The 25,421-nt window shown below is 37.2% G+C and carries 16 protein-coding genes; 13 read left to right on the forward strand and 3 right to left on the reverse strand.

The features are described 5' to 3' along the window. Positions 1-89: 89 nt before the first annotated feature. Positions 90-2,333, reverse strand: coding sequence for a glycosyl hydrolase family 95 catalytic domain-containing protein (locus MUB18_RS11530; protein WP_248753175.1), 2,244 nt, complete (start codon positions 2,331-2,333; stop codon positions 90-92). A gap of 131 nt (positions 2,334-2,464) precedes the next feature. Beyond that, a complete protein-coding gene (locus MUB18_RS11535) occupies positions 2,465-3,331 on the reverse strand; it encodes an AraC family transcriptional regulator (RefSeq protein ID WP_248753176.1) in 867 nt (288 codons plus the stop codon). A 242-nt stretch (positions 3,332-3,573) separates the two neighbouring features. Between MUB18_RS11535 and MUB18_RS11540 the strand changes: the two genes are divergently transcribed. The 7 genes from MUB18_RS11540 (at position 3,574) to MUB18_RS11570 (ending at position 15,068) form a co-directional block, all read left to right on the forward strand. After that, a complete protein-coding gene (locus MUB18_RS11540; protein WP_248753177.1) occupies positions 3,574-6,537 on the forward strand; it encodes a glycoside hydrolase family 2 protein in 2,964 nt (987 codons plus the stop codon). Between the two features lie 18 nt (positions 6,538-6,555). Next, entirely contained in the window at positions 6,556-8,187 is a 1,632-nt protein-coding gene (locus tag MUB18_RS11545; RefSeq protein WP_248753178.1) for a sodium:solute symporter family transporter, read from the forward strand. A 32-nt stretch (positions 8,188-8,219) separates the two neighbouring features. After that, positions 8,220-8,927, forward strand: a complete 708-nt coding sequence (locus tag MUB18_RS11550; protein WP_132770214.1) for an RraA family protein — start codon at positions 8,220-8,222, stop codon at positions 8,925-8,927. 84 nt (positions 8,928-9,011) lie between these two features. Further along, complete coding sequence (locus MUB18_RS11555) at positions 9,012-11,912, forward strand: glycoside hydrolase family 2 protein (RefSeq protein ID WP_248753179.1); 2,901 nt, start codon at positions 9,012-9,014, stop codon at positions 11,910-11,912. A 158-nt stretch (positions 11,913-12,070) separates the two neighbouring features. Next, on the forward strand, positions 12,071-13,237 hold the full coding sequence (locus tag MUB18_RS11560) for a mandelate racemase/muconate lactonizing enzyme family protein (protein WP_248753180.1): 1,167 nt from the start codon (positions 12,071-12,073) through the stop codon (positions 13,235-13,237). Positions 13,238-13,245: 8 nt separating this feature from the next. Beyond that, complete coding sequence (locus tag MUB18_RS11565) at positions 13,246-14,034, forward strand: SDR family NAD(P)-dependent oxidoreductase (protein ID WP_248753181.1); 789 nt, start codon at positions 13,246-13,248, stop codon at positions 14,032-14,034. A gap of 194 nt (positions 14,035-14,228) precedes the next feature. After that, positions 14,229-15,068, forward strand: coding sequence for an SMP-30/gluconolactonase/LRE family protein (locus tag MUB18_RS11570; protein WP_248753182.1), 840 nt, complete (start codon positions 14,229-14,231; stop codon positions 15,066-15,068). 86 nt (positions 15,069-15,154) lie between these two features. Here the strand turns inward: MUB18_RS11570 and MUB18_RS11575 are convergent, their stop codons facing one another. Then, positions 15,155-16,054: an AraC family transcriptional regulator gene (locus MUB18_RS11575; protein ID WP_248753183.1), complete on the reverse strand. Its 900-nt coding sequence runs from the start codon at positions 16,052-16,054 to the stop codon at positions 15,155-15,157. Positions 16,055-16,349: 295 nt separating this feature from the next. Between MUB18_RS11575 and MUB18_RS11580 the strand changes: the two genes are divergently transcribed. The 6 genes from MUB18_RS11580 (at position 16,350) to MUB18_RS11605 (ending at position 25,381) form a co-directional block, all read left to right on the forward strand. Further along, positions 16,350-17,258 (forward strand): helix-turn-helix domain-containing protein, encoded by a 909-nt coding sequence (locus MUB18_RS11580; RefSeq protein WP_248753184.1) that lies wholly within the window; start codon positions 16,350-16,352, stop codon positions 17,256-17,258. A gap of 66 nt (positions 17,259-17,324) precedes the next feature. Next, a complete protein-coding gene (locus tag MUB18_RS11585) occupies positions 17,325-18,635 on the forward strand; it encodes a sugar porter family MFS transporter (RefSeq protein ID WP_248753185.1) in 1,311 nt (436 codons plus the stop codon). 115 nt (positions 18,636-18,750) lie between these two features. Then, complete coding sequence (locus tag MUB18_RS11590; protein ID WP_248753186.1) at positions 18,751-19,539, forward strand: SDR family NAD(P)-dependent oxidoreductase; 789 nt, start codon at positions 18,751-18,753, stop codon at positions 19,537-19,539. Between the two features lie 3 nt (positions 19,540-19,542). After that, positions 19,543-20,691, forward strand: a complete 1,149-nt coding sequence (dgoD, locus tag MUB18_RS11595; protein ID WP_248753187.1) for a galactonate dehydratase — start codon at positions 19,543-19,545, stop codon at positions 20,689-20,691. An 18-nt stretch (positions 20,692-20,709) separates the two neighbouring features. Further along, a complete protein-coding gene (locus MUB18_RS11600) occupies positions 20,710-21,471 on the forward strand; it encodes an HpcH/HpaI aldolase family protein (RefSeq protein WP_248753188.1) in 762 nt (253 codons plus the stop codon). Positions 21,472-22,198: 727 nt separating this feature from the next. Next, positions 22,199-25,381 carry a SusC/RagA family TonB-linked outer membrane protein gene (locus tag MUB18_RS11605; protein ID WP_248753189.1) on the forward strand — a complete coding sequence of 1,061 codons (3,183 nt, stop codon included), beginning with the start codon at positions 22,199-22,201 and terminating at the stop codon, positions 25,379-25,381. Positions 25,382-25,421 lie beyond the last annotated feature (40 nt).

Below are 25,421 nucleotides of genomic sequence, written 5' to 3' on the forward strand. Positions count from 1 at the left end.
ATTTATTGGTTTTTTTTATTAGCATGGTACCATCTGTAAGGATTACAATGTTTAATTTTATTCAGGGATATATATAATTTTTATACAGATTATATCTGTTCCAATGCTATTTTTTCTCCAGATTTTAAGGTTATAGTGTATATATCACCTAGTTTATGGATCGTTTTTTTACTTTTTACTTTTAAAGCGTGTTCATATCTCAGTCTTAAGGTGCCTGTTTGTTCAGCTTTGATAGTCAGATTATCCAATTGACCATTTGTTATTGTAGCACTGATTATAAAGCCTCCTTCTGCCCTGAGGTCAGTAAAGGAAATGTTCCTCCAATTTGTTGGGATCGCTGGGAAAAGTTCGACATACCCCTGTTTACTCTGAAGCAGCAATTCATGTACACCTTGCGCAAATGCAAAGTTGCCTTCCAAGGTAAATGGACGGTAGGTAAAACCTGAATATTGTCCGCCCTTCTGGTCTCCATTGACATGAAAGGAATTAGTTGAACAAAAGTTATTTGCAAATTTTTGGAGATTAAGAACTGCTTGATCTGCTTCTTTTGCACGGGCATGTAAACAAGCCATCCAGCTGAAGGAATAACCTACCCAAGCACGAGTTCCTAATTTTTCTAAATGGCGTATTGATTTTGTAATCACATCTTGATCTTCTGCTTTATTAATATCCAACAGACCTAATGGATAAATCGATAAATAGGGAGACATATGACGGTGCGAATGTTCCATTGGGACATCAACTGCTACCAGTAATCCTGTTTCATTTTTTGCATAGTCTGGTAGCTGTGCCCGAATGATTTTCCATGCATTGGCCTCATCGTTTAGATCGCTTGCTTCACAGACTTCCGCTGCAGCTTCAAACAGGAAATGAGCAAGAGCTAGATCAAAATTAGTCCAATCTTTAAACCAGGCGTTTGTGCTGTTATCGTTGTATTCAGGACTTGAACTCAGTGGAAGATAACGTTTACCATTCCTTACCTCTGTGATGTTGAGAAGATAAGTAGCTGATTCAAGAATGTAAGGTAATGCTTTTTCTTTGAGAAATTTTTTGTCCATACTATACTTCCACTGCCAATAAAAGTGCTGAGCTGTCCAAGCACTCACAGTAGGGGAAAGTGCATATTGAATCCATCCGCCCATGGGGATTCCGCTTAATGTCAGAACGCCAGGAATGTTGAGGCCCTCTACTCCAAAATACTGTTTAGTGTAAGCTAAATTGGCAGGTCTGATTTTCCATAGCCAGTCTGTAAATGTTTCGGCTTCGGCAAGTCTATTTCCGGTATAGGTAGGCCAATAGCTGAGCTGTGTATTGAGATCATTATGAAAATCTCCTTTCCAGGGAGGTAATCCACCATTATCTGCTGTCCAAACTGCTTGAAGTGTAATCGCCGGTGCTCCTTTTCGAGCTGCAGCTCCGAGCTTGTACATTTCCAAATAATACTGTCTTTGCAATAATGCATCAGGTATGTTTACAGCCGATTGCTTCCAGTAGGCATGCCACCAGGAAAGATGAGTTTCTGTAAATTTGCTGGTGATTTTTGATTGAATCTCTTTAGTTAAGTTTGCTTTTTCATTATTGGATACGGTCCACATGCCAATAAGCTTATTGGGCGAAACTTCTTTCCACTCTAACAATACTTCATAAAATCGGTTTTCATAGGTAGGTTGGTGAATAAGTTGGCGCCGTAGTGATTTTGTTAGCTTTCCTTGTATATACCCAAGATGTGATAGACTTTGGCCATCAACTACAGATACCTCTCCACCATGATCAGGAACCATTGCATATTGATGTGGAAGTAATTTTGGAAGAGCCGCTTCTATATGTTGACCTGTGATTTCGAAATAACCTATTGGTTTATTTGCATGTATAAAACAAGTAAATATATTGCCATTATCAAAGCGAATCGTGTTGGTCGCAGTTTTTATATCCAGTATATTGGAGACAACTTTACCTAATGAAGCGAGATCAAAAGACATGGCTGCAGCAGGAAGTTTGGTTGGATAAGAGTTGTCCCCATAAGGATTGTCCCCCCATTTTTGCACTTCTGCATACTGTCCTCCGTCTAGCTTTTGCTGTACCCATTTGAAGTCATGTTGTTGAAGTTGAAATGCCTGACGTTCGTCCCATAAGTCGGCACGATCCAGAGAGAGTCTTAGGGTATTGTCTTTTTGCCATATAAGTGCGCCCAGCATTCCATTACCTAATGGAATCGCTTCATCCCAGCGACTAGCCAAATGATCTGACTGTAGATTGTGTTTACTGGACGGTTGGGCATATAGCGAATAGCTAATAATGGTCATTGTTAGGAACGTTAATAAAAATGATTTCATATTAAAGTTTTATGGTTTTGTACCTAGAATAATAAAAGGGGTAAATTTTGTTTGGATATTTATACATTGAATTGGAACAAAATCAACCTATTGAATATATTCTTTTACCTTCAATAGGTTGCAGTTAAGATTTACATATCCATTTCTTTGCGGTATTCTCTAGGACTTTTTTGCATAATAGTCTTAAAGAATTTATTAAAGTTAGTCAGGTTTTGATAACCACTTTGATAGCAGATTTCAGAAATCGAAAGTTGTTTATTCATCAATAATTTACACGCATGCCCTATACGCATTTCATTGACAAATTTGGAAAATGATTTTTGAGTATGGCGTTTAAAAAAACGACAAAATGCATTTGGGGTCATATTGACTAATTCTGCCGCCACTCCTAATGAGACTTCTTCACTGAAGTTCTGCATAACATAAATGTATACATTATTAATCCGATTGGTTTCTTGTTCGCTAAAACTAGGTTTGTATCCTTCTGAAGCTAAATTCTCACATTCATTTGCTTGATGAAGCAATTCAATAAGATTTAGAAATCCAGTGATTCTTGAAAAACTTTTTTTCTGAGCTAAACTTTTAATTAATTCGGTAGCTTTCTCTAAGGTTTGTCCGTGAAATCTTAATCCTCTTTTTGACCTTTTGATGAATTGTTGCATAGCACTAATGGTTGCTTGATCATCTGTAAGTCGAAGTAAAAAATCTGCTGGAAAATAGAGGACGATTGCTCTTGCACGTTCATCATGTTGAGGATTAAGAAAAATATCGTCATTACGCCAGATGTGAGGGATATTAGGCCCCATGAGGACAAGGTCACCAGCATTAAAACTATCAACATGATTGCCTACAACGCGTTTGCCATAACTTTCTAAAATCAGGACGAGTTCACATAATTCATGAAAATGTAAAGGATTGCTCAAAAACTCCTGATCGACTTGTTTAATCAGAATAGTTTTCTCATGAGGTGGAGATAGTTCAATAAATTGTTCTTTCATAAGAGGTTATGATCATATAATTGTGTTGCAAATATATGTAATAATTTTTCGAATGAAACAATACTGATTGATTTTGATTGATAGTAGTTATTAATAGGTGTAAAAAGTTTTATTTCGTGTGTATCAAGTTTTAGTTTGTTGTTCGTAGGAGCGATAACTTTGAATTATATGTACGCCTGTTCGTATCATAGAAAGTGATAGTAAATCTTTTATGTGTATAATAACCAATTTTTAGAATGAAGATGTTGAAATTAGTAGTGATATTTTTGTTTTTAGCTGTTTCTCATCTCGGTGTTTTGGGGCAGGAGTTCGCTTATGAGTTACCAAAAAAAACAAGCCAGGTCAAAAATCCTGTACTATCACTCAACGGAGAGTGGCAGTTTCAATTTGATAAGCAATCCGATTGGACACCAATACAAGTACCGGGGGAAGCCGTGATGCAAGGGTATGGAATAGAACATGACAAATCCTTTTTTTATAAAAGAAAGTTTACGCTTCCAAAAGATTTTAAGGGGAAAAAGATTGTTTTGAGATTTGATGGTGTCTATAGTCAAGCGACATTAAATATTAATGGAAAGATAATCAGAACCCATAAAGGTGGCTTTACACGCTGGGAAACGGATATCAGTCCTTATGTTAATTTTGATAAGGAAAATGAACTATTATTGGAAGTTAAAGATAAACTGGAGGATATATCTTACGCTTCGGGGTATGCACATCATCCGATTGGAGGGATATTAAGAGATGTTACCCTATTTGCAACTGCTACAAATAGTATACATGATTTTGGTGTTGAAACGGATTTAGATCAGCATTTTAAGGATGCTGTCTTACGATTAAATTATACGTTGGAAGAGGCGCAAGGAGTTACTGTTCATTATGCATTATATGACAGTAAGAATAACCTCGTTCCTGAGTCTGAACAACAATTTGTGGTAAACAAAGGTCACAATAGCAATAGTTTTCCAATAGCTAATCCTTTGAAATGGGATGCTGAACATCCTAATCTTTATCGTCTTGACGTTAAAATTAAAAAAGACGGTAATGATACGTATGCGTTTAGTAAAGCGATCGGATTTCGTGAAGTTAAGATTGTTGAAGACCAGATGTTTGTGAATGGGAAACCTGTTAAATTAAGAGGGGCTAATCGTCATGATGTTCATCCTACTTTAGGCCGTGTTAGTGTACCTTACTACGATAGTTTGGATGTTAAATTGTTTAAAGATGCTCATATTAATTTTGTAAGAACTTCACATTATCCGCCATCAGAACGATTTGTTGAATTCTGTAACCGCTATGGAATTTATGTAGAAGTAGAAACAGCTGTTTGTTTTGTTGATACCTATAGACAAAAGAATTATGCACCTGGCGCTACTCAAAATGATCCCAATCACACGGATCAATATCTGAGCCAATGTCGCGAAATGGTCAATACTTTTAGAACACATCCATCGGTTATTATCTGGTCTATTGGAAATGAATCTATCTACGGAAGTAATTTCAGAAAAAGTTGGGATCTGGTTAAAAATGCCGATCAAACCAGGCCTGTTATCTGGAGTTACCCAGGATCGCAATCTAGTGATGCGAAGATTTATGAAATATTGAGTATGCACTATCAGGATGTTAATGGTAACCTGACACAGTTTGGAAAGACAACCAAAGGATATGAAGGACATGGTATACCTGCTTTGTTTGATGAGTGGGCACATCCTGCTTGTTACACTTATCAAACCTTACGTGATGATCCGAATATTAGAGAATTTTGGGGAATCTCGATGGATATGATGTGGGGAAGGTTATTTCCGACCAAAGGTGGATTGGGTGGTGCGATCTGGGGATATGTAGATGATACGTTTAATATTCCGCAAAATTTAAAAAAAGGTACACCATTTTGGAATGAATTTGCAAAATCTGCTAAGCCAGAGGGATATCAAGGCCATGCTGTAGGATATGGAGAATGGGGTATTGTTGATGTGTGGAGAAGACTTAAACCTGAATTCTGGTCGACGAAGAAAGCACAGTCTCCCATTCGGATATTAAATGAGGGCAAGATCGTGAAAAAGTTTTCGGCTAATAAACAAATTCTATTTGATGTGTACAATCGGTATGATCACACCAATTTGAATGAAGTAAAATTAGCATATACTTATGAAGGACGTACGAAGACAATTGCCTTGCCTTCCATTGAACCCCATGCTAAAGGACAATTTGAATTACCGGCGGAAGAATGGAAAGAGGGTAGTGCAGTACGCTTAAACTTTATTGATCAGGAAGGTCGTGTCGTGGATACTTACGAATACTATTTTGGTGAACGACCTATCGATATGCCCGAAGCTTCACATAAAGGGAAACTTAAACTGGTGGAAAGTAAAGAAAATTTTATCATCAAGGGACATAATTTTGAAATACCTATTTCGAAGGAAACAGGGTTGATTGAAGGTGCAACTACTAATGGGAAGGTGTTTATCGAAAAAGGACCTTTCTTGAATATGGATGTAAACCTGAATCATTTAACGGGTGCAGAGATTAGAAAAAGTGCAAATAAATATTTGATTTACGATAAAGATTGGAAGAAAACTACTGTTAAGTGTGAAATAAAAGATGGAATTGCGTTTATTTCTATTGCTGGATCTTATCAGGGTTTACAAGTATATTTTGATATTATGATTAAGCAAGAGGGGGAAATGACAACTGCTTATCGAACTGTGGGAGAGCCTAATGGGTACTTGAGGGAGATCGGAGTAAAGTATTATATGCCTAATGATCTGGATCATCTGAAGTGGAAGAGAGATGGATATTGGAATTATTACCCGGAAGGAGAGTTCGCAGGGAATGAGGGTACTGCCGATCTTTATAAAAGTAAACAAGCGGATTATGGTGTGAAACCGACTCAAGGATGGGATCAAGACACGCATAATTATTATTACTGGTCCGATAGAGGTGCTCGAAGTGAACATCCATTGACCAATAAAGCAAAAAGTATGAAAGAGCATGCGTTTTATTACACCCTTTCTTCAGGGAAGTCATCCCGGGTTTCTGTGATAGCACCAAAGGGTGATGTTGCTTGTCGCATAGACCGTATGGAGGGTGAGCAAGTTATACTGTTTGTCAATAACAAATGGGATTATCCTGAAATTGCCTGGGGGAACTACTGCAAAACGTTAGAAGCGTCTCCATGTAACGGTGCTATAACCTTAAGATTTTAATTATAAAATTAACTACATATGTTAACTTGGATTGATCAATTGATCTATGTGCTGTACTTCATTCTTGTGGGTGGATATGGATATTATATCTATAAGAAAAAGGAGACTTCGGGCTCTTTAAGTCATGATTTTTTCCTCGCAGAGGGATCATTAGCATGGTGGGCGATTGGAGCGTCCATCATTGCTTCTAATATATCTGCAGAACAGTTTATCGGAATGTCTGGTTCCGGATTTGCCCTGGGGATTGCAATTGCTTCCTACGAATGGATGGCAGCCCTAGGTTTGATCATTGTCGCGGTATTCTTTTTGCCTATTTATCTGAGGAACAAGATTTATACGATGCCCGAATTTCTGAGAAAGCGGTTTGATAATCGGGTGAGTATGATCATGGCTGTGTTTTGGGTCTTGGTATATGTTTTTGTTAATCTTACATCAATCCTATATTTGGGAGCTTTGGCAATACATGCAATTGCGGATGTTCCATTTGTATGGTGTATCTGGATTTTGGCCATATTGGCTGGATTTATTGCCTTGGGGGGAATGAAAGTCATTGGTTATACGGATGTAGTACAGGTAGTCCTGTTAATTATCGGTGGCTTGACCACAACTTATATTGCACTAAGCTTGGTAGCTGATGCTGAAGGATTGTCAGGGTGGTGGAATGGCTTGAAAGTATTGAAAGCAGAGGTGCCTTCTCATTTTCATCTTTTTATTGAAAAAGGACAATTGACTAAACCCGATGGTGGTGATGCTTACATGGATCTACCGGGCTGGTCCGTGCTGATAGGTGGTATGTGGATTATGAATCTTTCTTATTGGGGTTGTAATCAGTATATAACACAACGGGCATTAGGAGCTAAAAATCTAGCCACTGCGCAACAGGGGATGTTATTTGCCGCATTTATGAAATTACTGATGCCTTTGATTGTCGTTTTACCAGGTATTGCTGCATTTTATCTGTATCAGAGTGGGAATAATCCGCTATTTCAAAACGGTATGATGGACGGAGATATCGTTAAGCCTGATAAAGCGTATCCATTACTGTTATCGATTTTGCCTACTGGATTTAAAGGAATGGCTTTTGCCGCATTGACGGCAGCTATTGTGGCTTCATTAGCTGGCAAAGTGAATAGTATTGCGACAATTGTATCGCTGGATATTTATAAAAATACGCAAACCAAACCGATTGAAGAGTCTTTTTTAGTCAAATTGGGTAAAATCTCGGTTGTAGTTTCGCTATTTATTGGAGCTGCATTAGCACCATTATTAAGTAATCTGGATCAAGGGTTTCAATTTATTCAAGAATTTACGGGCTTTATAACACCTGGTGTACTGGCTATTTTCTTAATGGGTATTTTGACAAAATGGACAACTTCTAACGCCGCTATTGGTGGAGCGCTATCGACTTTCTTTTATTCGATTTTGTTTAAGAATGTATGGTTGGATCAGATGCCTTTTATGAATCGTATTCTTGTGGTTTTTGTCTGTACAGTGATCACGATGACGGTCATTAGTGTCTTTGATAAGAAAAGAAAAAAGCAGCAGGAATTGATCTTAGAGAAGGAAATGTTTGTGGTGTCAGATTTATTTAAAGTGGTTAGTTTGTTAATTATAGGCGTGTTGACCGCCTTGTATATCGTTTTTTGGTAATCAATAATAATAGCAATAATAAAAAATATAAAATGGAGACAAATTTGCAAGTAGAGTGGAACAATGATAAGGAATTATTCGCGCTGATCCGCAGAGAATTATTTACAGCAGTCATTGGTGATATTATGGATAAGATGGGGATGTACCATCAGTTTTTACCACCAAATATCCGTTCCATTCGTGACGATATGTTTGTTGTAGGAAGAGCAATGACTGTATTGGAAGCCGATGTGAGTTCATTGGGAGAGTCAACATCTAAAAATCCGGTTCTAGCTAAAACTTTTGGTTATATGCTGGAAGCTTTGGATGATCTTAAAGAGGATGAAATCTATATTTGTAGTGGTTCGTCACCAAGTTATGCTTTGTGGGGTGAAATCATGAGCGCACGAGCAAAAATGTTGGGTGCTGCTGGTGCGATTGTAAATGGTTATTCTAGAGATACGAATGGTATATTAGCACTAGATTTTCCTTGTTTCTCCATGGGCAATTATGCACAGGATCAAGCTCCTCGTGGCAAGGTGATTGATTGGAGAGTGCCCATATGCATCAACAATATTATGATTCAAGATGGAGATATTTTAATCGGAGATATTGATGGTGTTTGTTTAGTGCCGAAGGAGCATGAAGTCGAAGTTTTTACTCGGGCATTGGAAAAAGCTCGAAGTGAAAAAGTTGTTTTGAAAAAGGTTTTAGAGGGTATGGGTGCTAAAGAAGCTTTTGATACCTATGGTATCATGTAATAAGAAGCTTATTACTCATCAACGAACAATTTTTGAAATTATACATAAACCGAGCGTGTGAGCTCAAGATGTAATGTTATTCTGATGAATATAATAAAGATTAACGCAGTAATGGTTGTACTGCTACTGGGGTTTGGACACTTAGGTCTAGCGCAGCAAAGTGCTAACATAAAAATACTTTCTCCTTTACCTGCGAAGGTGGAAGGTATCGATCAACCGCAGATCTCATTAAATGGAGTATGGTCCTTTCGGGTTGAAAATGGAAAACCGACGACTATAAAAGTTCCTGGTGAATGGGAAATGCAAGGATATGAGGTTAAAGCGGGTGAAAAAGCGGTTTATGAAAAACAGATTTCTATTCCCGAATCTTGGAAAGATAAACGTATTGCTCTAAAATTTGATGCTGTTAGTTCAAATGCTGTGGTGAAAATGAATGGGCAATATATAGGAGAACATGAAGGAGGTTTTGTTGCTTTTGAAATGGATATTACGAAAGCAGTGAAGTCTGGTACTAACATCTTGACTGTTGAGGTACGTGCCAATACGATCAGTGATATTCTTTCGTGTGTGTCCCAGTACGCAGCGCATACGGTTGGCGGTATTTTGAGGAAAGTGACTTTATTTGCGCTTCCTGAGACTCATGTTGCTGATTTAGATGTGGAGGTTAAATTTGATCCTAAATATCAAGATGCTAAACTTCATTTGCAGGCACTTGTGGCTAATAATACATCCGGAAATCAAGATCTAGCTATTCAATATACGCTAAAAGATAAAAGTGGTAAAACTGTTTTTGAAAAGAAAACAGCTGAAAAATCGGCGACAGGAAATCAGACAATACCGTTTGATTTGGATATTCAGGTATCAAAGCCTAAGCATTGGACTGCTGAAAGTCCGTATTTGTATGAATTGACTACCTCATTGTTGAATGGAACTCAAGTGGTACAATCGAATGTACAAAAAGTTGGTTTCCGTGAGATTAAGATTCGAGGTCATGAATTGTTGGTTAATGGTCGTCCGGTTAAGTTGAAAGGGGTAAACCGTCATGCTGTACATCCGTTAATGGGTAGAGCATCTGATCCAGTTTTGGATAGAAAGGATGTTGAAGTGTTTTTAGCGGGTAATCTCAACTATATCCGTACTTCACACTACCCACCTTCTGAAGAGTTTTTAAATGCGGCAGATGAACTGGGCTTGTATGTAGAAAGTGAATCGGCTCTAAACTGGATACAGCACCATGCTTCACCTATCTGGCGTCATTGGAATTATCAAGATCCGAAATTTTTGCCTACAATGCTACGTGCAAATATGGATAATGTCGTGAGCAATAGAAAGCATCCATCGATCATCTTCTGGTCATTGGGTAATGAGTCTAGGTGGAGTGATTTATGGGCTGAAGTAAACAAGACCGTAAAAGCGTTGGATAAAACTCGGCCTACTGTATTTCATGATCAAACTTGGGGAAGTTTTAACAATGCTGGTAGTAAAGCTGATATTGCTAATTATCACTATCCGGGAATTAATGGACCAAAAGCTACAGATACAATGAGCAGACCTACTTTGTTTGGTGAATACGCGCATTTATCGGATTATAATAGAAGAGAACTATTGACGGACCCAGGGGTAAGAGATGCATTTAATGCACCAATGGTCACTTATTTTGACTCGATGTATGTTCATAAAGGGAATTTGGGCGGAGCAATTTGGAGCGGTATTGATGATACTTTCCATATGCCGGATGGAAGGATTGTAGGTTATGGACCTTGGGGACCAATTGATGGCTGGAGAAGAGAAAAACCAGAATATTTTGGGATGAAAAAAGCCTATTCTCCAGTACGTATTTCTAATTTAAAAAGTAATTCCAATAATATCACCTTCGATGTTGAAAATCGTTATGATTTCCGTTCATTAAAAGATGTGGAAATAAAAGTGATGGTTGATGGTAAATTAATTCCGGTAACTTCTAATCTGCAAGCTCGTTCAGCAGGTAAACTTATTGTTCCAAATGCTTCGGGTGTATTCAATAAGGTTGAAATTATTGTCAATGATGCTCGTGGTTTTGAGGTTGAACATGAGATTTTTGAAACGCCAAAAGCAGTAACAGTAAATGGAACACCTAAAGCATTAGCTTTGAAACAGGATTCGGCATTTGTTTATATTACCCAAGGAGATGTTGTGTATACGATCAGCAAAACTTATGGATTAATGACTGCTGCTAGAACTTATGGTGAACAAGTATTTTCTAAAGGACCATCTGTGGCTATTATTGCTGCAAATGCTGAGGATGGTGGAAAACCAAATGTAGCAGGGGAGACGTATCAAAATAATATATATCCGATCAAGCATTATGAACAGTACACTTTGTTTGCAACACAGGTACAGGCTCGCGATGATAAAGATAGTATCGTTGTCGATTTGAATCTGACGTATCAACAAGGTACAGGTAAGCAACAGTTCATTTTTACAAAAGAAGGTCTGTTTAAAACAAACTATGAAATGAATTATCAGGCTGGTGAAGTTTCTGTTTATCAGTATGGTTTAATGTTAGAACTACCTTTGCACTATGATGAACTTAAATGGTCTAGAAAAGGAGATTTCTCTTATTATCCCGAAACGCACATAGGTAGAAATCATGGTGTAGCGAAGTTAAATGCGAACAATGTATATGAGGTTGAAGCGCATGGAGAGCCGGTTGCGAAAGCTTGGAAGGATGATGCAAATACGATGGGATCAAATGATTTTAGGTCTACAAAGGCTAGGGTGATGACTGCTTCTTTAAAGACTGCTGATCGTAAACAGGTAAATCTATTAGCTACAGGCAAGCAAGCTTCCCGTACCTGGAAACAGGATGAACATATTCAATGGTTAGTTGCTGATTATACGAACAGTGGTTCTGAACCCTTTTATGGAAGTCCCTTTACAGACGGTCGGATTACACTTAAAAAAGGTGATGTGATAAAAGGAAGTATGATCTTACAGATTGATTAATACGTAACTTTAAATATAAAAATAAGCATAAACTCTCGCTAGAAGAGTTTATGCCTGAAAGAATGAAAATGGACTAGTTTTATAGTCTTTAAAAATTAAGAAGAGTGTAACGAGCTTAAGATGTCGTTGAAAAAATAGACTCATAAATATATATTCTAATGAAAATAGTGGATGTAAAAGTCTGGTTGGTAGAGGGAGTAAAATACAACTGGACACTATTAAAAATTTATACGGATACAGGTCATACTGGTGTTGGGGAAGCAACAAATTGGCCAGGAAGTCCTTTGGTGTTTGAAGCAGCAAAACATGTAGGTCAGCGTATCATCGGTTTAGATCCGATGCGGACTGACTTTATATGGACAAAGCTTTACCGTGATCTCAATTGGGTTGGTCCCTATGGTGCTAGTATGTGTGCCATCAGTGGAATAGATATGGCGCTCCTGGATTTAAAAGCTAAAGTGTTAGGTGTGCCTTGTTATGAATTGTTGGGAGGCGCTTTCCGTAAAGATATTTTGCTTTATGCTAATTATTGGTTCACTGGTGGGGGACATAATGGAGAAGATTATGCCGCACAAGCGCTTAAAGTAAAAGAAGCTGGTTTTACAGGCCTTAAATTTGATCCATTTGCACATACTAATTATTTATATGGAGAAGATCTTGCTCCTAATTTAACCTTGACTTCGGAGCAACAGGATTTAGCTTTTAATGTGAGTAAAGCTGTACGTGATGCGGTTGGTCCTGATTTTGATATGATGATCGAGACACATGCAATGTTGAATTATCGGGTTGCAGTGAAGATGGCACAACGCCTATCAGCATTAGATATTACCTGGTATGAAGAACCTGCAGGTCCGGAAAGCGCAGATACTTTACGAGCTATGCGTGAACGGATTCCTTCAAATGTATCGATTTGTGTCGGTGAACGTCACTATACAAGACATGGTATCCGACCTGTTTTGGAAAAAAATATCTGTGATATTATGATGCCCGATATTACCCGTTGTGGAGGACCATCCGAAATGAAGCGTATGGCAACGATGATGGAGGCCTATAATGTTTTATTAGCGCCACACAATCCAAATGGACCTTTGTCGACATTGGCAAGCGCACATGTATGTGCTTCTGTGCCTAACTTCTTTAGACAGGAATTTATGTTTAACGATGTTGCTTGGAGAGATACTGTTATCGATCATCCAATTGCGGATATGGTTCAAAATGGTGTACTTTCATTAAGTGACAGACCTGGATTAGGAGTGGATCTGGTAGAAGAGGAAATGGAAAAACATCCAGGAATATTAGAACCAAGACCTGGATTTTACGTTTAATAGTTACGATGGCATTATCAATTGATTTAAAAGGGAAGACTGTATTAGTCACGGGAGGGATATCTGGTATTGGATTGGGTACTTCTATCCGATTTGCTCAAGCCGGAGCACGCGTTATTGCATGCGCAGAGCAACCTGCTGATGGAGTGCAGGTACAATACTATCGACAACAGATGATGGTCTATACTGATGATGCAATTTATTATCAGGTGGATTTAACCCAGGCTATGGAGATTCAACTATTCGCAGATGAGTTGGTTCAAAGTTATGGAAAACTTGATGTAATCGTTTCTAATGCAGGAATGAATGTATTTGATACTGTTGAAAACTGTGATCAGGAAAAATGGGATCTCAATCAACATCTTAATCTTGAATCACATTGGCATGTGGGAAAAAAAATGAAGCCATTACTAGATCAAGCTGATCAAGGTGTTTTTATTATCATGACATCTAATCATGCTTATTCTTCTATGAAAGGTTGTTTTCCATACAATGTAGCTAAAGCAGGTTTACTAGCTATGGTGAAGGCCATGGCCATTGAATGGGCTCCTCATATTCGTACTGTCGGTATTGCACCAGGTTTTATTGATACACCTGGAAATCAAAAATGGTTTAATTCTTTCGATGATGCAGAGAAGGCAAGAGCTTCTACCATTGCGCTTCATCCTGTGAAACGTTTAGGAACCCCTGAGGAAATCGGTGCTTGGTGTGTGTTTTTAGCAAGCGATTATGCGGCGTTTGCTAATGGAACGACCTACCTTATTGATGGTGGCCGAAGTGCTTTGATGCAAGACTAAGGGTCGGATCAGGAATATTTTTGTTTGAGATGGCGTGCGGATTTAGGTAATTCTAGTGTATACAATAACTTTATACATTTATTTGATATTTTAATACATGGTAATCAGGTAATAAGTTCATTAATTTTGCTAATGATTTATTCTAGTTAACTGATAAAACTGAGCTAATGAGCTCTAAATAATCATCATATTTCATGAAAAAGGCTAAAGTATTGGTTAAGTCAACTTGCCAGTTGGGAGAGAGTATCGTATGGGATAACCGTAAAAACAGCTTGTATTGGGTAGATATTTTAGATAAACATATCTATAAATATAACTTAGGATCAGAAGGTGTAACGGTATGGAATACGGATAAATACATCAGCAAGATTGTACCAGATGGTCAAGATGGTTTTATTGTGGCTATGCAAGGTATGCTGGCTTATTGGGAAGAGAATACCAACATTGTAACGCCTATAATTGATATTCCTGAAGAGGATGGGAGTATCAGAACAAATGATGGAGGACTTGACCCTGACGGTAATCTTTGGATTGGAACAATGCATATGGACGCGTATCATGGACGTGGAAAATTATATTGTTATAAAGATCAAAGATTGCAGGTAATGCTTGATGCGGTTTCCATTCCTAACGGAATCGTTTGGAGTGGAGAATTGCCCTATACTTACTTTATTGATACATCTACGAATGAAATCCGCCGTTATGATTTTACAAAATTTCAAAGTGAACATATAAGTTATGAGGTGTTGTTAAAAATTCCGATAGCATACGGTTCTCCGGATGGCATGTGTATAGGTCCTGATGGTCATTTGTGGGTTGCGCACTGGGGTGGATATGGTGTATATTGTTGGGATATAAATACAGGAATACTTTTAGATAGAATATATGTTGATGCACCTCATGTTACATCTTGTACTTTTGGGGGGCCAAATAATCAAGATTTGTTTATTTCAACTGCGAGAGTGGGGCTAAATGAACAGCAACTTTTGCAGTATCCAAACAGTGGAGCTGTATTTCATTATAGGATCATATAATAAGATTGAAAACAACTTACCGCATTTTTTGAAAGTGTGATAAGTTGCTTTCTTCACTTTTATTATTAAAGTCGTAATTTATTCATCTATTCAATCGTTTTGTTGTACTGCAGCCGATAAATCTTGGGAGTAATTCCCATTTCTTTATTAAAGCTTCTTGAAAAGTGATAAGGGTCAAAATAACCCAGTTTAAAGGCAATTTCTTTTATTTTGTATGATGAATATTTTAGATATTGGCAAGCTTGTTCGAGTCGGATCCGATTATAATAAACCATTGGAGAGCTATTCATCTTTTCTGTAAAAAGTCTAGTAAGGTGCGAGGATGAGTAGCCCACAAAAGTTGATAATTCCTGTAGGGTGAGTTTCTTTTCTAAATTTTCTTTCATAATTAGAATGCTTTTATTAATAATGTTTTCGCTGTCGAGACGGTTGTTGCGATGATATTGCTCTTGGTATTTTAATGATGCCAAGAAGTACAGTAGTGTAAAACTAATGTATTCTAGTGTTTCTGCATGATAACCAAATTTGAGATTTTCATAAATATTATGGAAAAGATCGAGACTATGCTTTTTGCTTTGTGATCCCATATTTTTTAAAGAAAGCGGCTTTCCTTTTAAGGACTGTACAAAACCACTGTCGTTCCCTTTAAAATGTATCCAATAAATGCTCCATGGATTGGTATCTTTGCTTCCATAACTATGTGGTTCTCCTGCAGGTATAAGGTAGAAATGATCCGCAGATAGATACACTGTTCGGTCTTCATGTTTAATCCATCCTATTCCATGTGAACAGTAAATAATAATATGTTCGTTACAACCTTTTTCTCTGTTCCTAAGATGATGTTTAGCTTCTGGATAATACCCAATATGCGTGATAAAAAGACTTGTTTTAGCTGGATGCAATGAATGCATTTGGAGGATATCCAAAGGTAATGAAATAGCCTCTTCTCCCTTAAATCCTTCAGAAATAGAAATTTTTTTTATCATAATTAGTCTGATTGTTGTTCGATGGTCTTGTCATGTATTACAATTTAAACTATCGGTATGAACGATTATAATGTGTATTTTTAGTCCTATTTTTAGTTTATTTCTGAAGGATATAAAATCCCAGTACTCATCATAATCGGATCCCTAATTTTAAAGGTATCTTTATTAGGGATTATTCTTACCTTTGGTAATATGCTTATAGTCGTTTTGTTTTAACAAAGATAATATTGGTTTAACAAGAGCAGATAGAGTTAATTTTCATTTACATGGATTATTTTCTTTTTATGAATTTAAAATGAATGGTATTGAAAATAAAAAAGATGGTTTTGATGGTGAAGTTTGCGTTGTCGTTCCGCCTATTGTTGTTAAGCGAAATAGTTCAGAAAAAATTTCTGGTAATTTTTATATAACTGATATCGGTTATTTTCCTAAAGCTAAGTTTCACTTTCGACAACGAGAAAAAGGATGTGCTCAACATATTCTGATTCACTGTGTGGATGGTAGAGGTGAAGTTTCTATTGGCACAGACTTTTATCAAGTTCATGCTAATGAATATATTTTAATTCCAGCACATACTGCTCATACCTATCGAGCGGATTATAAAAATCCATGGACTATCTATTGGATACATGTTAATGGTAGACAAGCCAGTGAAATTGTCAACGGAATTTATAAAAATGTACTGATCGGCAAAAATGTATTAGTCTTTGGGGAGGAAATGAAATCTATTTTTGAGAAGATGTATACCCTGCTACTAAAAGGATATGGTCGTGAGATTATGGAGTGTATATCGATGACTTTACCTTATTTTTTGAGTGGATATCTTCATAGAGAAATAGCAAGTAACTGGAAGACGGAAACTAAAGGAGATATTATTAACAGCTCTATTTTATATTTAAAAACAAATTTTAATACTAAAATAAGTTTAAAGGAAATTGCAAATAATAGTAATCTTTCTGTTTCACATTTTTCAAAGCTATTTAAAATGCGAACAGGTTATTCTCCTATCGAATATCTCAACCATTTAAAAGTACAGAAGGCCTGTTATATGTTGCAGTTTTCGGATAGTAGAATATCAGAAATTTCTTTCGATCTAGGTTTTGAGGATCAGTATTATTTTTCAAGACTTTTTAAAGATCATATGGGTGTTTCGCCTTCTCATTACCGCAATAGTGTTAAAGTGGATGAGCATATAATCCATTAATTCACACGTATTATACATTCTTAAGTTTGTATCTCTTTCTAATTTAGTCGTTCTAAAACCAAGTTTATGAATGCTAGAGAAAATAAGGTATTACTATATAGTTTAATTGCTTCTTTGGGGGGCTTACTGTTTGGCTTTGATATTGCCATTTTTTCGGGAACTATACCTTTTATTGTGCCACATTTTAACCTTGAACCTAGTCAGTTGGGCTGGGTGGCAAGTTGTTTGTATGTTGGTTGTATCTTTGGAGCTATGGCCTTTGGACGAATCGCTCAAGGATTAGGAAGAAAGCCTTCTTTGATATTAGTATCTCTCATTTTCATTATATCCTCTGTTTTCATGGGAATAGCCAATACCATTGATAGTGTTATTTTTTGGCGTATAGTGGCGGGTTTTAGTGTAGGGGGAGCCTCTATTCTGTCACCACTGTACATTGCGGAAATAAGTCCGCAGAAGATCCGGGGTAAAATGGTTTCCTTAAATCAGATGGCTATTGTAATTGGAATTTTGTTGGCATATCTGTCCAATTATTTTCTTTCAGGAATAGAAGGGAATTGGCGATGGATGTTTATAAGTGGTGCAATTCCTGCAACCGCTTTTTTGATCGCATCATTTTATTTCCCAGAAAGTCCAAAATGGTTGATTTATAAGGGTAGACTTGCCGAAGGTAAACGTATTCTTGAAAATACCGTAGATGAGAAGGAATTGGTTAATGAGCTGGAATATTTACAGAGTCAAAATACAAAGGGAAAAGATTCTATCGGCGCGATCTATCGCTCCATCTTTCAAAAACCACATTCTTTTTTGTTATTGATAGCTATCGTAATCGCTGTTTTTCAGCAAATATCGGGCGCTAATGCGGTCTTGTTTTATGCACCAATTATTTTTGAAAAAGTTGGTATGGACGTTGAAAATCAATTGTTAATACAGATTTTGATTGGTTCGGTCAATCTGTTGTTTACATTGGTTGCTATTCGAACAGTCGATAAAGTTGGACGAAAAAAACTGATGATGATAGGTGCAGGTGCCATGGCAATTTTATTGCTCTTGATCGGGCTTTCTTTCCAGGGTGATTTCATTCCTCAAAAATTTGTAAGTGTACTTGTTCTTCTTTTTATAGGAACATATGCGGCGACATTGGCACCGGTTACCTGGGTTATTATTGCTGAAATTTTTCCTTTGAGAATACGTGAGCAGGCCATGTCCATTGCTTCTGCCTTTTTGTGGGTAGCATGTTTTGGAATTACTTATATTTTTCCAGTCATGATTGCCACATTGACCACATTTCAGACATTTACCATATTCGGTGGTTTATGTACGATCTATTTCTTATTCCTGTGGCTTTATGTGCCAGAAACTAAAAATAATCGGGTCTAACATCATTGAGATGTTTTAATTGGTGAAAATTTAAACTCCATGAGTTGAAAATATATTTAGCCTTCAGACGCTAAAGAATTATATAAATATTAATAAACAAGCACACATTATTTTAATGAACGAAGTAAAAGATAAAGTCGTCATCGTCACGGGGGCAGGGAAAGGTATTGGAGAGGGTATTGCAACATACTTCGCTGCATGTGGTGCTAAAGTCGTCATCGCTACCATCAGTAATCAGGAAGGTGAAGAACTACAAAAAAAACTAACTGATAAAGGTTATCAGGCTTATGCTGTACAAACTGATGTTTGTTCTGAAGAGAGTGTGATCAATATGGTTGCACAAACAGAACATTATTTTGGGTCGATTGATATATTGGTAAACAATGCCGGAATCACGTTATTTAAATCAATTTTGGAAGCTACAATAGAGGACTGGGATCGTGTTATTAATACGGATTTAAGAGGTGTATTTTTGTGTACTAAGTATGTTGCCCAAAGTATGATAAAGCACGCTAGCCATGGATCAATTATTAATATATCTTCTAATCATGCTTTCAGAACTTTGCCCGATACAGAAATGTATGCAGCAGCTAAAGGAGGGGTCAATGCCATGACAAGAAGTATGGCGCTAAGTCTCGGGAAATATGGAATTAGGGTTAACTGTGTATGTCCAGGGTTTACGGATACATACCACTATCAAAACTGGTTGGCCGATAAGGATAACCCATCACAAGTCGAGGCTGATGTTGTGAAATTGCATGCAACTGGTAAAATTTCGACACCATTAGATATTGCTCATATGGTTGCGTTTTTAGCTGGTGAAGCAAGTTCTAATATAACAGGAGGTGAATTTATGGTTGATGGAGGGTTGACTGCTGGTCTTTACCATGCGGATAAATTTTAATCTATGAAAATAACAGCATACGAGCTTTTTAAAGTACCGCCGAGATGGTTGTTTTTAAAAATTGTCACTGACGAGGGTATAATCGGTTGGGGTGAACCTGTTTTAGAAGGTAAGGCAGATACAGTAAGTGCCGCAGTGCGTGAGCTTATGGATACACTGATCGGTAAAAATCCGATGGATATTGAAGACCACTGGAATATGATGTATCGAGGTAGTTTTTATCGTGGAGGACCGATTCTCATGAGTGCAATAGCAGGCATAGATCAAGCACTTTGGGATATAAAAGGTAAATTTTATAATGCACCAACTTATGAATTACTTGGAGGGAAATGCCGTACCGAGATTGAAGTGTACTCATGGGTAGGTGGTGACGAACCACAGGTTATTTTGGAGGAAATTCAAAAGGTGGTTGATCTCGGTTTTCGGACCATCAAGATAAATGGCACTAATAGAATGCGCTATTTGGATTCTTATGCTGAAATCGATGCGCTTTTGGAGCGGATGGCTTTGATAAGAGAGCGCTTTGGTCATCAGATCAACGTCGGAATTGATTTTCATGGTCGGGTACACAAACCTATGGCTAAGATATTGGTTAAAAAATTGGAAGAGTACAATCCTATATTTATTGAAGAGCCACTGCTTTCTGAAAATATGGAAGGCATAGAGCAATTGGCAAAATTGACTCATATTCCTATTGCGTTGGGAGAGCGATTATTTTCACGCTGGGATTTTAAGAAAGTATTGGAGAGTCGCGCTGTTGATATTATTCAACCAGATCTTTCTCATGCTGGAGGCATTACGGAATGTCGGAAAATTGCTTCCATGGCCGAGGCTTATGATGTGGCCGTGGCTCCTCATTGTCCTCTAGGACCAATAGCACTTGCTGCCTGTCTGCAATTGGATGCTGTGGCTCACAATGCTGCGATACAGGAGCAGAGTCTGGGTATTCATTACAACACTTCTAACGATCTTCTCGACTATGTCTCGAATAGTGAGGTTTTTTCATATGAAAGAGGGATGGTAAAGATACCAAGTGGTCCCGGATTAGGTATCACGGTTGATGAAGATTATGTTAAAAAGATGAGCTTGATTGGTCATGACTGGCATAATCCAATATGGAGAAATGAGGATGGTTCAATAGCCGAATGGTAGTTAATAGAGAATAAAATTATGAGTTTTGAAGAGAAATTGAAAAATAAGGAAGTGGTGATCGGACCATTTTCTAAGACCTCGGATGCGGGGATGATCGAAGCGATGGGATATGCGGGTTTTGATTTTATAATCATTGATTTGGAACATGGACCTAATGATGTTTTAAATGCGCAAAATTTAGTTCGAGCGGCGGAGATCTCAAATACTTTTCCGATTATTAGAGTTGCAGAAAATGGCCCAACGGAGATTGGAAAAGCGCTCGATATTGGTGCTAAGGGAGTGCAAGTTCCACAGATTACGAATGCTTCTGAAGCACAGCAGGCCGTTCAGTATGCTAAATTTGCACCTTTAGGGATGCGTGGGGTTTGCCGTTTTGTACGTGCTGCCGCGTATTCCAATACCGATCGGTTTGAGTACTTTAAATCGGCAAATGACAACTATTTGATTTTGCAGTTGGAGGGGGCTGAAGCCATTCAGAATGTGGATGAAATTATTGAAGTGGAAGGTGTCGATGTTATTTTTATAGGTCCATATGATCTATCTCAGGCTTTAGGTGTAAGCGGTCAGATCAACCATCCTTTGGTATTGGAGGAGATGAAAATTATTATTGATAAATGTCGGACAAAGGGATTAGCAACCGGTGTATTTACGGACAACTTGAAAGATGCTAAATCTTGGATACAATTGGGTGTCAATTATATTTCTTATTCGGTAGATGTTGGTATTATTCAAGAAGCTTCGAAAGCGATTTTCCAAGAGCTGAACAGTTATTCGGAATAAAAGGAGTTTGGTACATGCACAGTTGAAATGATGACATCATTGTAGCGTCAGTGATAAATCAAAATAACGTACAGAGCAGATTGGATTCCTACTTATAAATGATATCTAGATATATCTTCAGATTCAGATAAAATAAACTGGGTAATGACCAAATATGACAGCCAATTCAACTCGCTTGGATAGGCTTTTTTTATTTGAAAAATGTAAAAACATGAGTTTTTTGTTAATTGCATTTAGTTATTTTTTTCTGCTACAGTTTACCATGTATTAAGTCGAAATGTTAGATGATTAAATAATAGCATTTTCATTTCGGGTAAAATACTTTTAATACAGGCTTTTTAAGTTGTAGTTTGACTATGTTCACACCTATATCTTTGTTATATATCAATTGTAGATCAGCTAGATAGGTTGTTTAGAATTATTTAGCACCTGCTGTTGATACTAACCAGGAATACTCAATTATAAAACCAAAAAATAAGCTATGAAAAAGACTCTGAACCAACTTTAGAAATGGGCGCATTCGCGATTCCATTTATCTCGCAATTATTATCAACAATGGAGAATTTGTAAAAGCTCTATAAGTTAGATAGACCCAAAGTAGGCTATTCTCTTAAAAAGTGTCAAAAATTTTTCTACCATTTTTAAATCTAAGTTTTCATAAATGAAAGCATAGTGAACTTTCTGTGCCTATTCAGAAAGCAATAACCAAATATCTAAATAGTATAAAATGAAAACAAAAAGTGCGCAAGCAGCTCCATTTTGGAGCTCATCTAAAAAAGTAGTGGGATTACTGAGTCTCTCGGCTGTTCTTTTTTGTTCTGCTGATATCCTGTTGGCAGAAAAAGCTCATGCAGGGATAAAACATAATCCCTCAAAAACAAATAGAACATTATCAAGTGATCATTTATCACATAACGATTATGCTATAGATAGTATAGTGATTGTTAAAGGGATCATATATGATTCGGATAAGAAACCGTTGGTAGCAGCTTCTGTAGTGGATAAATCAAATAGACAACGTGGTACCGTTACTGGTAATGATGGTAAGTTTGAGATTTCTGTTGCTGTAAATTCGGTTTTACAATTTAGTCATATTAATCACTTAAGCAAAGAGGTGGTTATAGCCGGAAGTGTATCCAATCTAGAAATTCAACTGGAGGAAGGAACACAGCAGTTGGAAGAAATTGTTGTTGTAGGTTTTGGAACAACTAGTATTCGTAAGAATACAACTGCTGTAGCTTCATTTAATGCAGAAAACGTTAAAGAATTACCTTTTGGTGATATGGGGTCTGCCTTACAGGGTCGAGTTGCAGGGGTTATTGTGCAACAAGGATCTGCTGAACCTGGTCAAAATGGAGCTAGTATATCGATTCGAGGTAATGGTACACCACTTTATGTCATTGATGGGTTTATTTCAACGAGTGCCAGATTTTTGACTCTGAACAAAACTGATATTAAATCAATGACCATATTAAAGGATGCTGCCTCTACAGCAGTATATGGTATGAATGCAGCAAACGGTGTTATTGTTGTTACAACTAAGCAGGGAGAAACCGGTAAATTAAGCGTTGATTATCAGGCTAATTTTGCATTTAACACGCCTTCATACCCTACTAAGAGAATGAATGCCTATCAATTTGCAACTGCTGTTAATAATTTGAACCAAGCATTAGGACAAGGGACCTATTCTTTTAGATCATTTGATGAATTGAATGAAATAGCTCAGAATTTAGATCACTATACAAATTGGGAAAAATCGCTTTTGCGGGATTATGCTCCGCAAAAGGAACAGACGATTTCTTTGAGTGGAGGAACGGAACGTTTGAGGTTTTTTGGAAGCTTAAATGCGCTAGATCAACAAGGGATTTATAAAGGAAATTCACTAGAGTATAATCGTTATAACTACCGCTCTAATGTGAGCAGTTCATTTGATAAAATTGGATTGACACTTGATTTTAATGTAAATGGATCTTTATTTAAAGAAAAATATCCACCTGCCGGCGCCGGAGTAATCTATTCCAGATTGCGTGATCGAAATCCATTTGAAAAACCCTTTACTTCGACAGGGCAGGTTTCGAATCAATTTGATAATCCAGCATTACAGTTGCAGAGTCCAGGATATATTAAGTTGAATACGGTATATAATCAATTGGCAGGAGCTCTAAAGTGGAAGATTCCCGGAGTAGATGGATTAAGCTTAGGGTTTAATGGTAACTATAATGTGGAAAGCCAGGATCGCGTGGATTGGGTGCAAACAGCAACCTACTACGATGAAGATGGTAATGAAACAAAAGAAGATCCAGCAAACATCGGAATCAGCAGATCATCATTCATGACCAGTCAATATGATTTAAATTTTCGTGCAGATTACAGTCAAACTTTTAAAGAAAAGCATAATATTGAAGCAACATTGGTTCATACCAGACAGCATTATTATACCAATTCATTGACCGCAGGATCTCGAGGATTTAATACTACTGAGATTCATCAGATACAAAAAGGCGATGCAAGTACAATTTCGGCATCTAATGGAGAAGGGATGCAAGCCTGGATGGGTTATGTAGGTCGTTTCCATTATGATTATGGTAGACGTTATATGGTTGAGTTTGCAGGCAGGTATGATGGATCTGATAATTTTGGAAAAGACTCACGGTGGGGTTTTTTCCCGTCTATATCAGGAGGATGGACAATTTCTGAAGAAAACTTCTTTAGCCCTATTAAAAGAGGAAAGGTGTTGAATTACTTGAAGTTAAGGGCTTCGTATGGTGAAATTGGTTTGAATGATGTTGATCACTGGAAGTATGCTTATTTGCCTACATATGATTATAACTCAAATGCCTATGTGGTCGATGGTAAGTTAGTGAATACCGTGACTCCCGGTCCAACTCCTAGTGCAAATATGACCTGGTATACTCGAACAAAGTATGACGTAGGTTTAGATTTCTTTTTATTCAATAATAAGATAGAAGGTAGTGTTGATTGGTTTTTTGAAAAAACTAAGGGCTTTTTATCGGCAGATAAATTTCGTTATACTGGGCCAATTGGTTATGAGCTTCCTTTGGTTGTCTCTGAGGCTGAGGATCGTATTGAAGGCTTTGACGGGGGATTAAAATATAAGACTAAGATTGGCCAAGTTGATTTGACTACAGGATTTAACTTCACTTATTATAAATCAATAGCTTTTAAAACAAATGAGGACAGTTTGACATTAATCAACCCACGTATTAGGCAACAGGGAAATGAAAAATATTATGTAGGTACGGGATACGTTGGTGCAGAGTTTTACACCAATCCTGAACAAATTCTTAATAATCCTAAACGTATCACATCTAGAGATTTGAGACCTGGTGACTTGCAGTATAGAGATGTGAATGGTGATGGTAAAATTGATGGGCAAGATCAGTCTCGATATGGCCATAATGCAAGTCCAAACTTTGTTTTTGGTTTTGATATCGGTGTCCGATATCAAGGTGTTAATGTTATGGCAACTGTTCAGGGCACAGGCCCCAGACAAACTTATATGAGCAATGTAGCAATGGGATCGGAGGGGGAAAGACGTTTAGATTTTGAATTTCAAAATGATAACTGGACTCCTGAGAATTTAAATGCAACATTTCCACGTGCCGGGAATGCAAGTTTAAATGATAATAACAATTACGCTTCATCAGACTTTTGGGCTAAAAAATCAAATTATGTGCGGCTCAAATCACTCACAGTATCTTATGATTTTAAGTATGCGGCATTAACTAGACAGGAATGGATTCGAAATCTCTCTGTATATGTATCAGGTGTTAATTTATTGGCGGTTGGTCCATCCGTTAAATATGGTGATCCAGAGGCAAACAACTTCGATGGATATAGTTATCCGATGATGAAAACTTATTCTTTTGGATTTCAATTAGGTTTCTAAACTTTAGTAATATAAAAATGAAAAAATATATAATAATTGG

Source organism: Sphingobacterium sp. PCS056, from assembly GCF_023273895.1.
GTDB lineage: Bacteria > Bacteroidota > Bacteroidia > Sphingobacteriales > Sphingobacteriaceae > Sphingobacterium.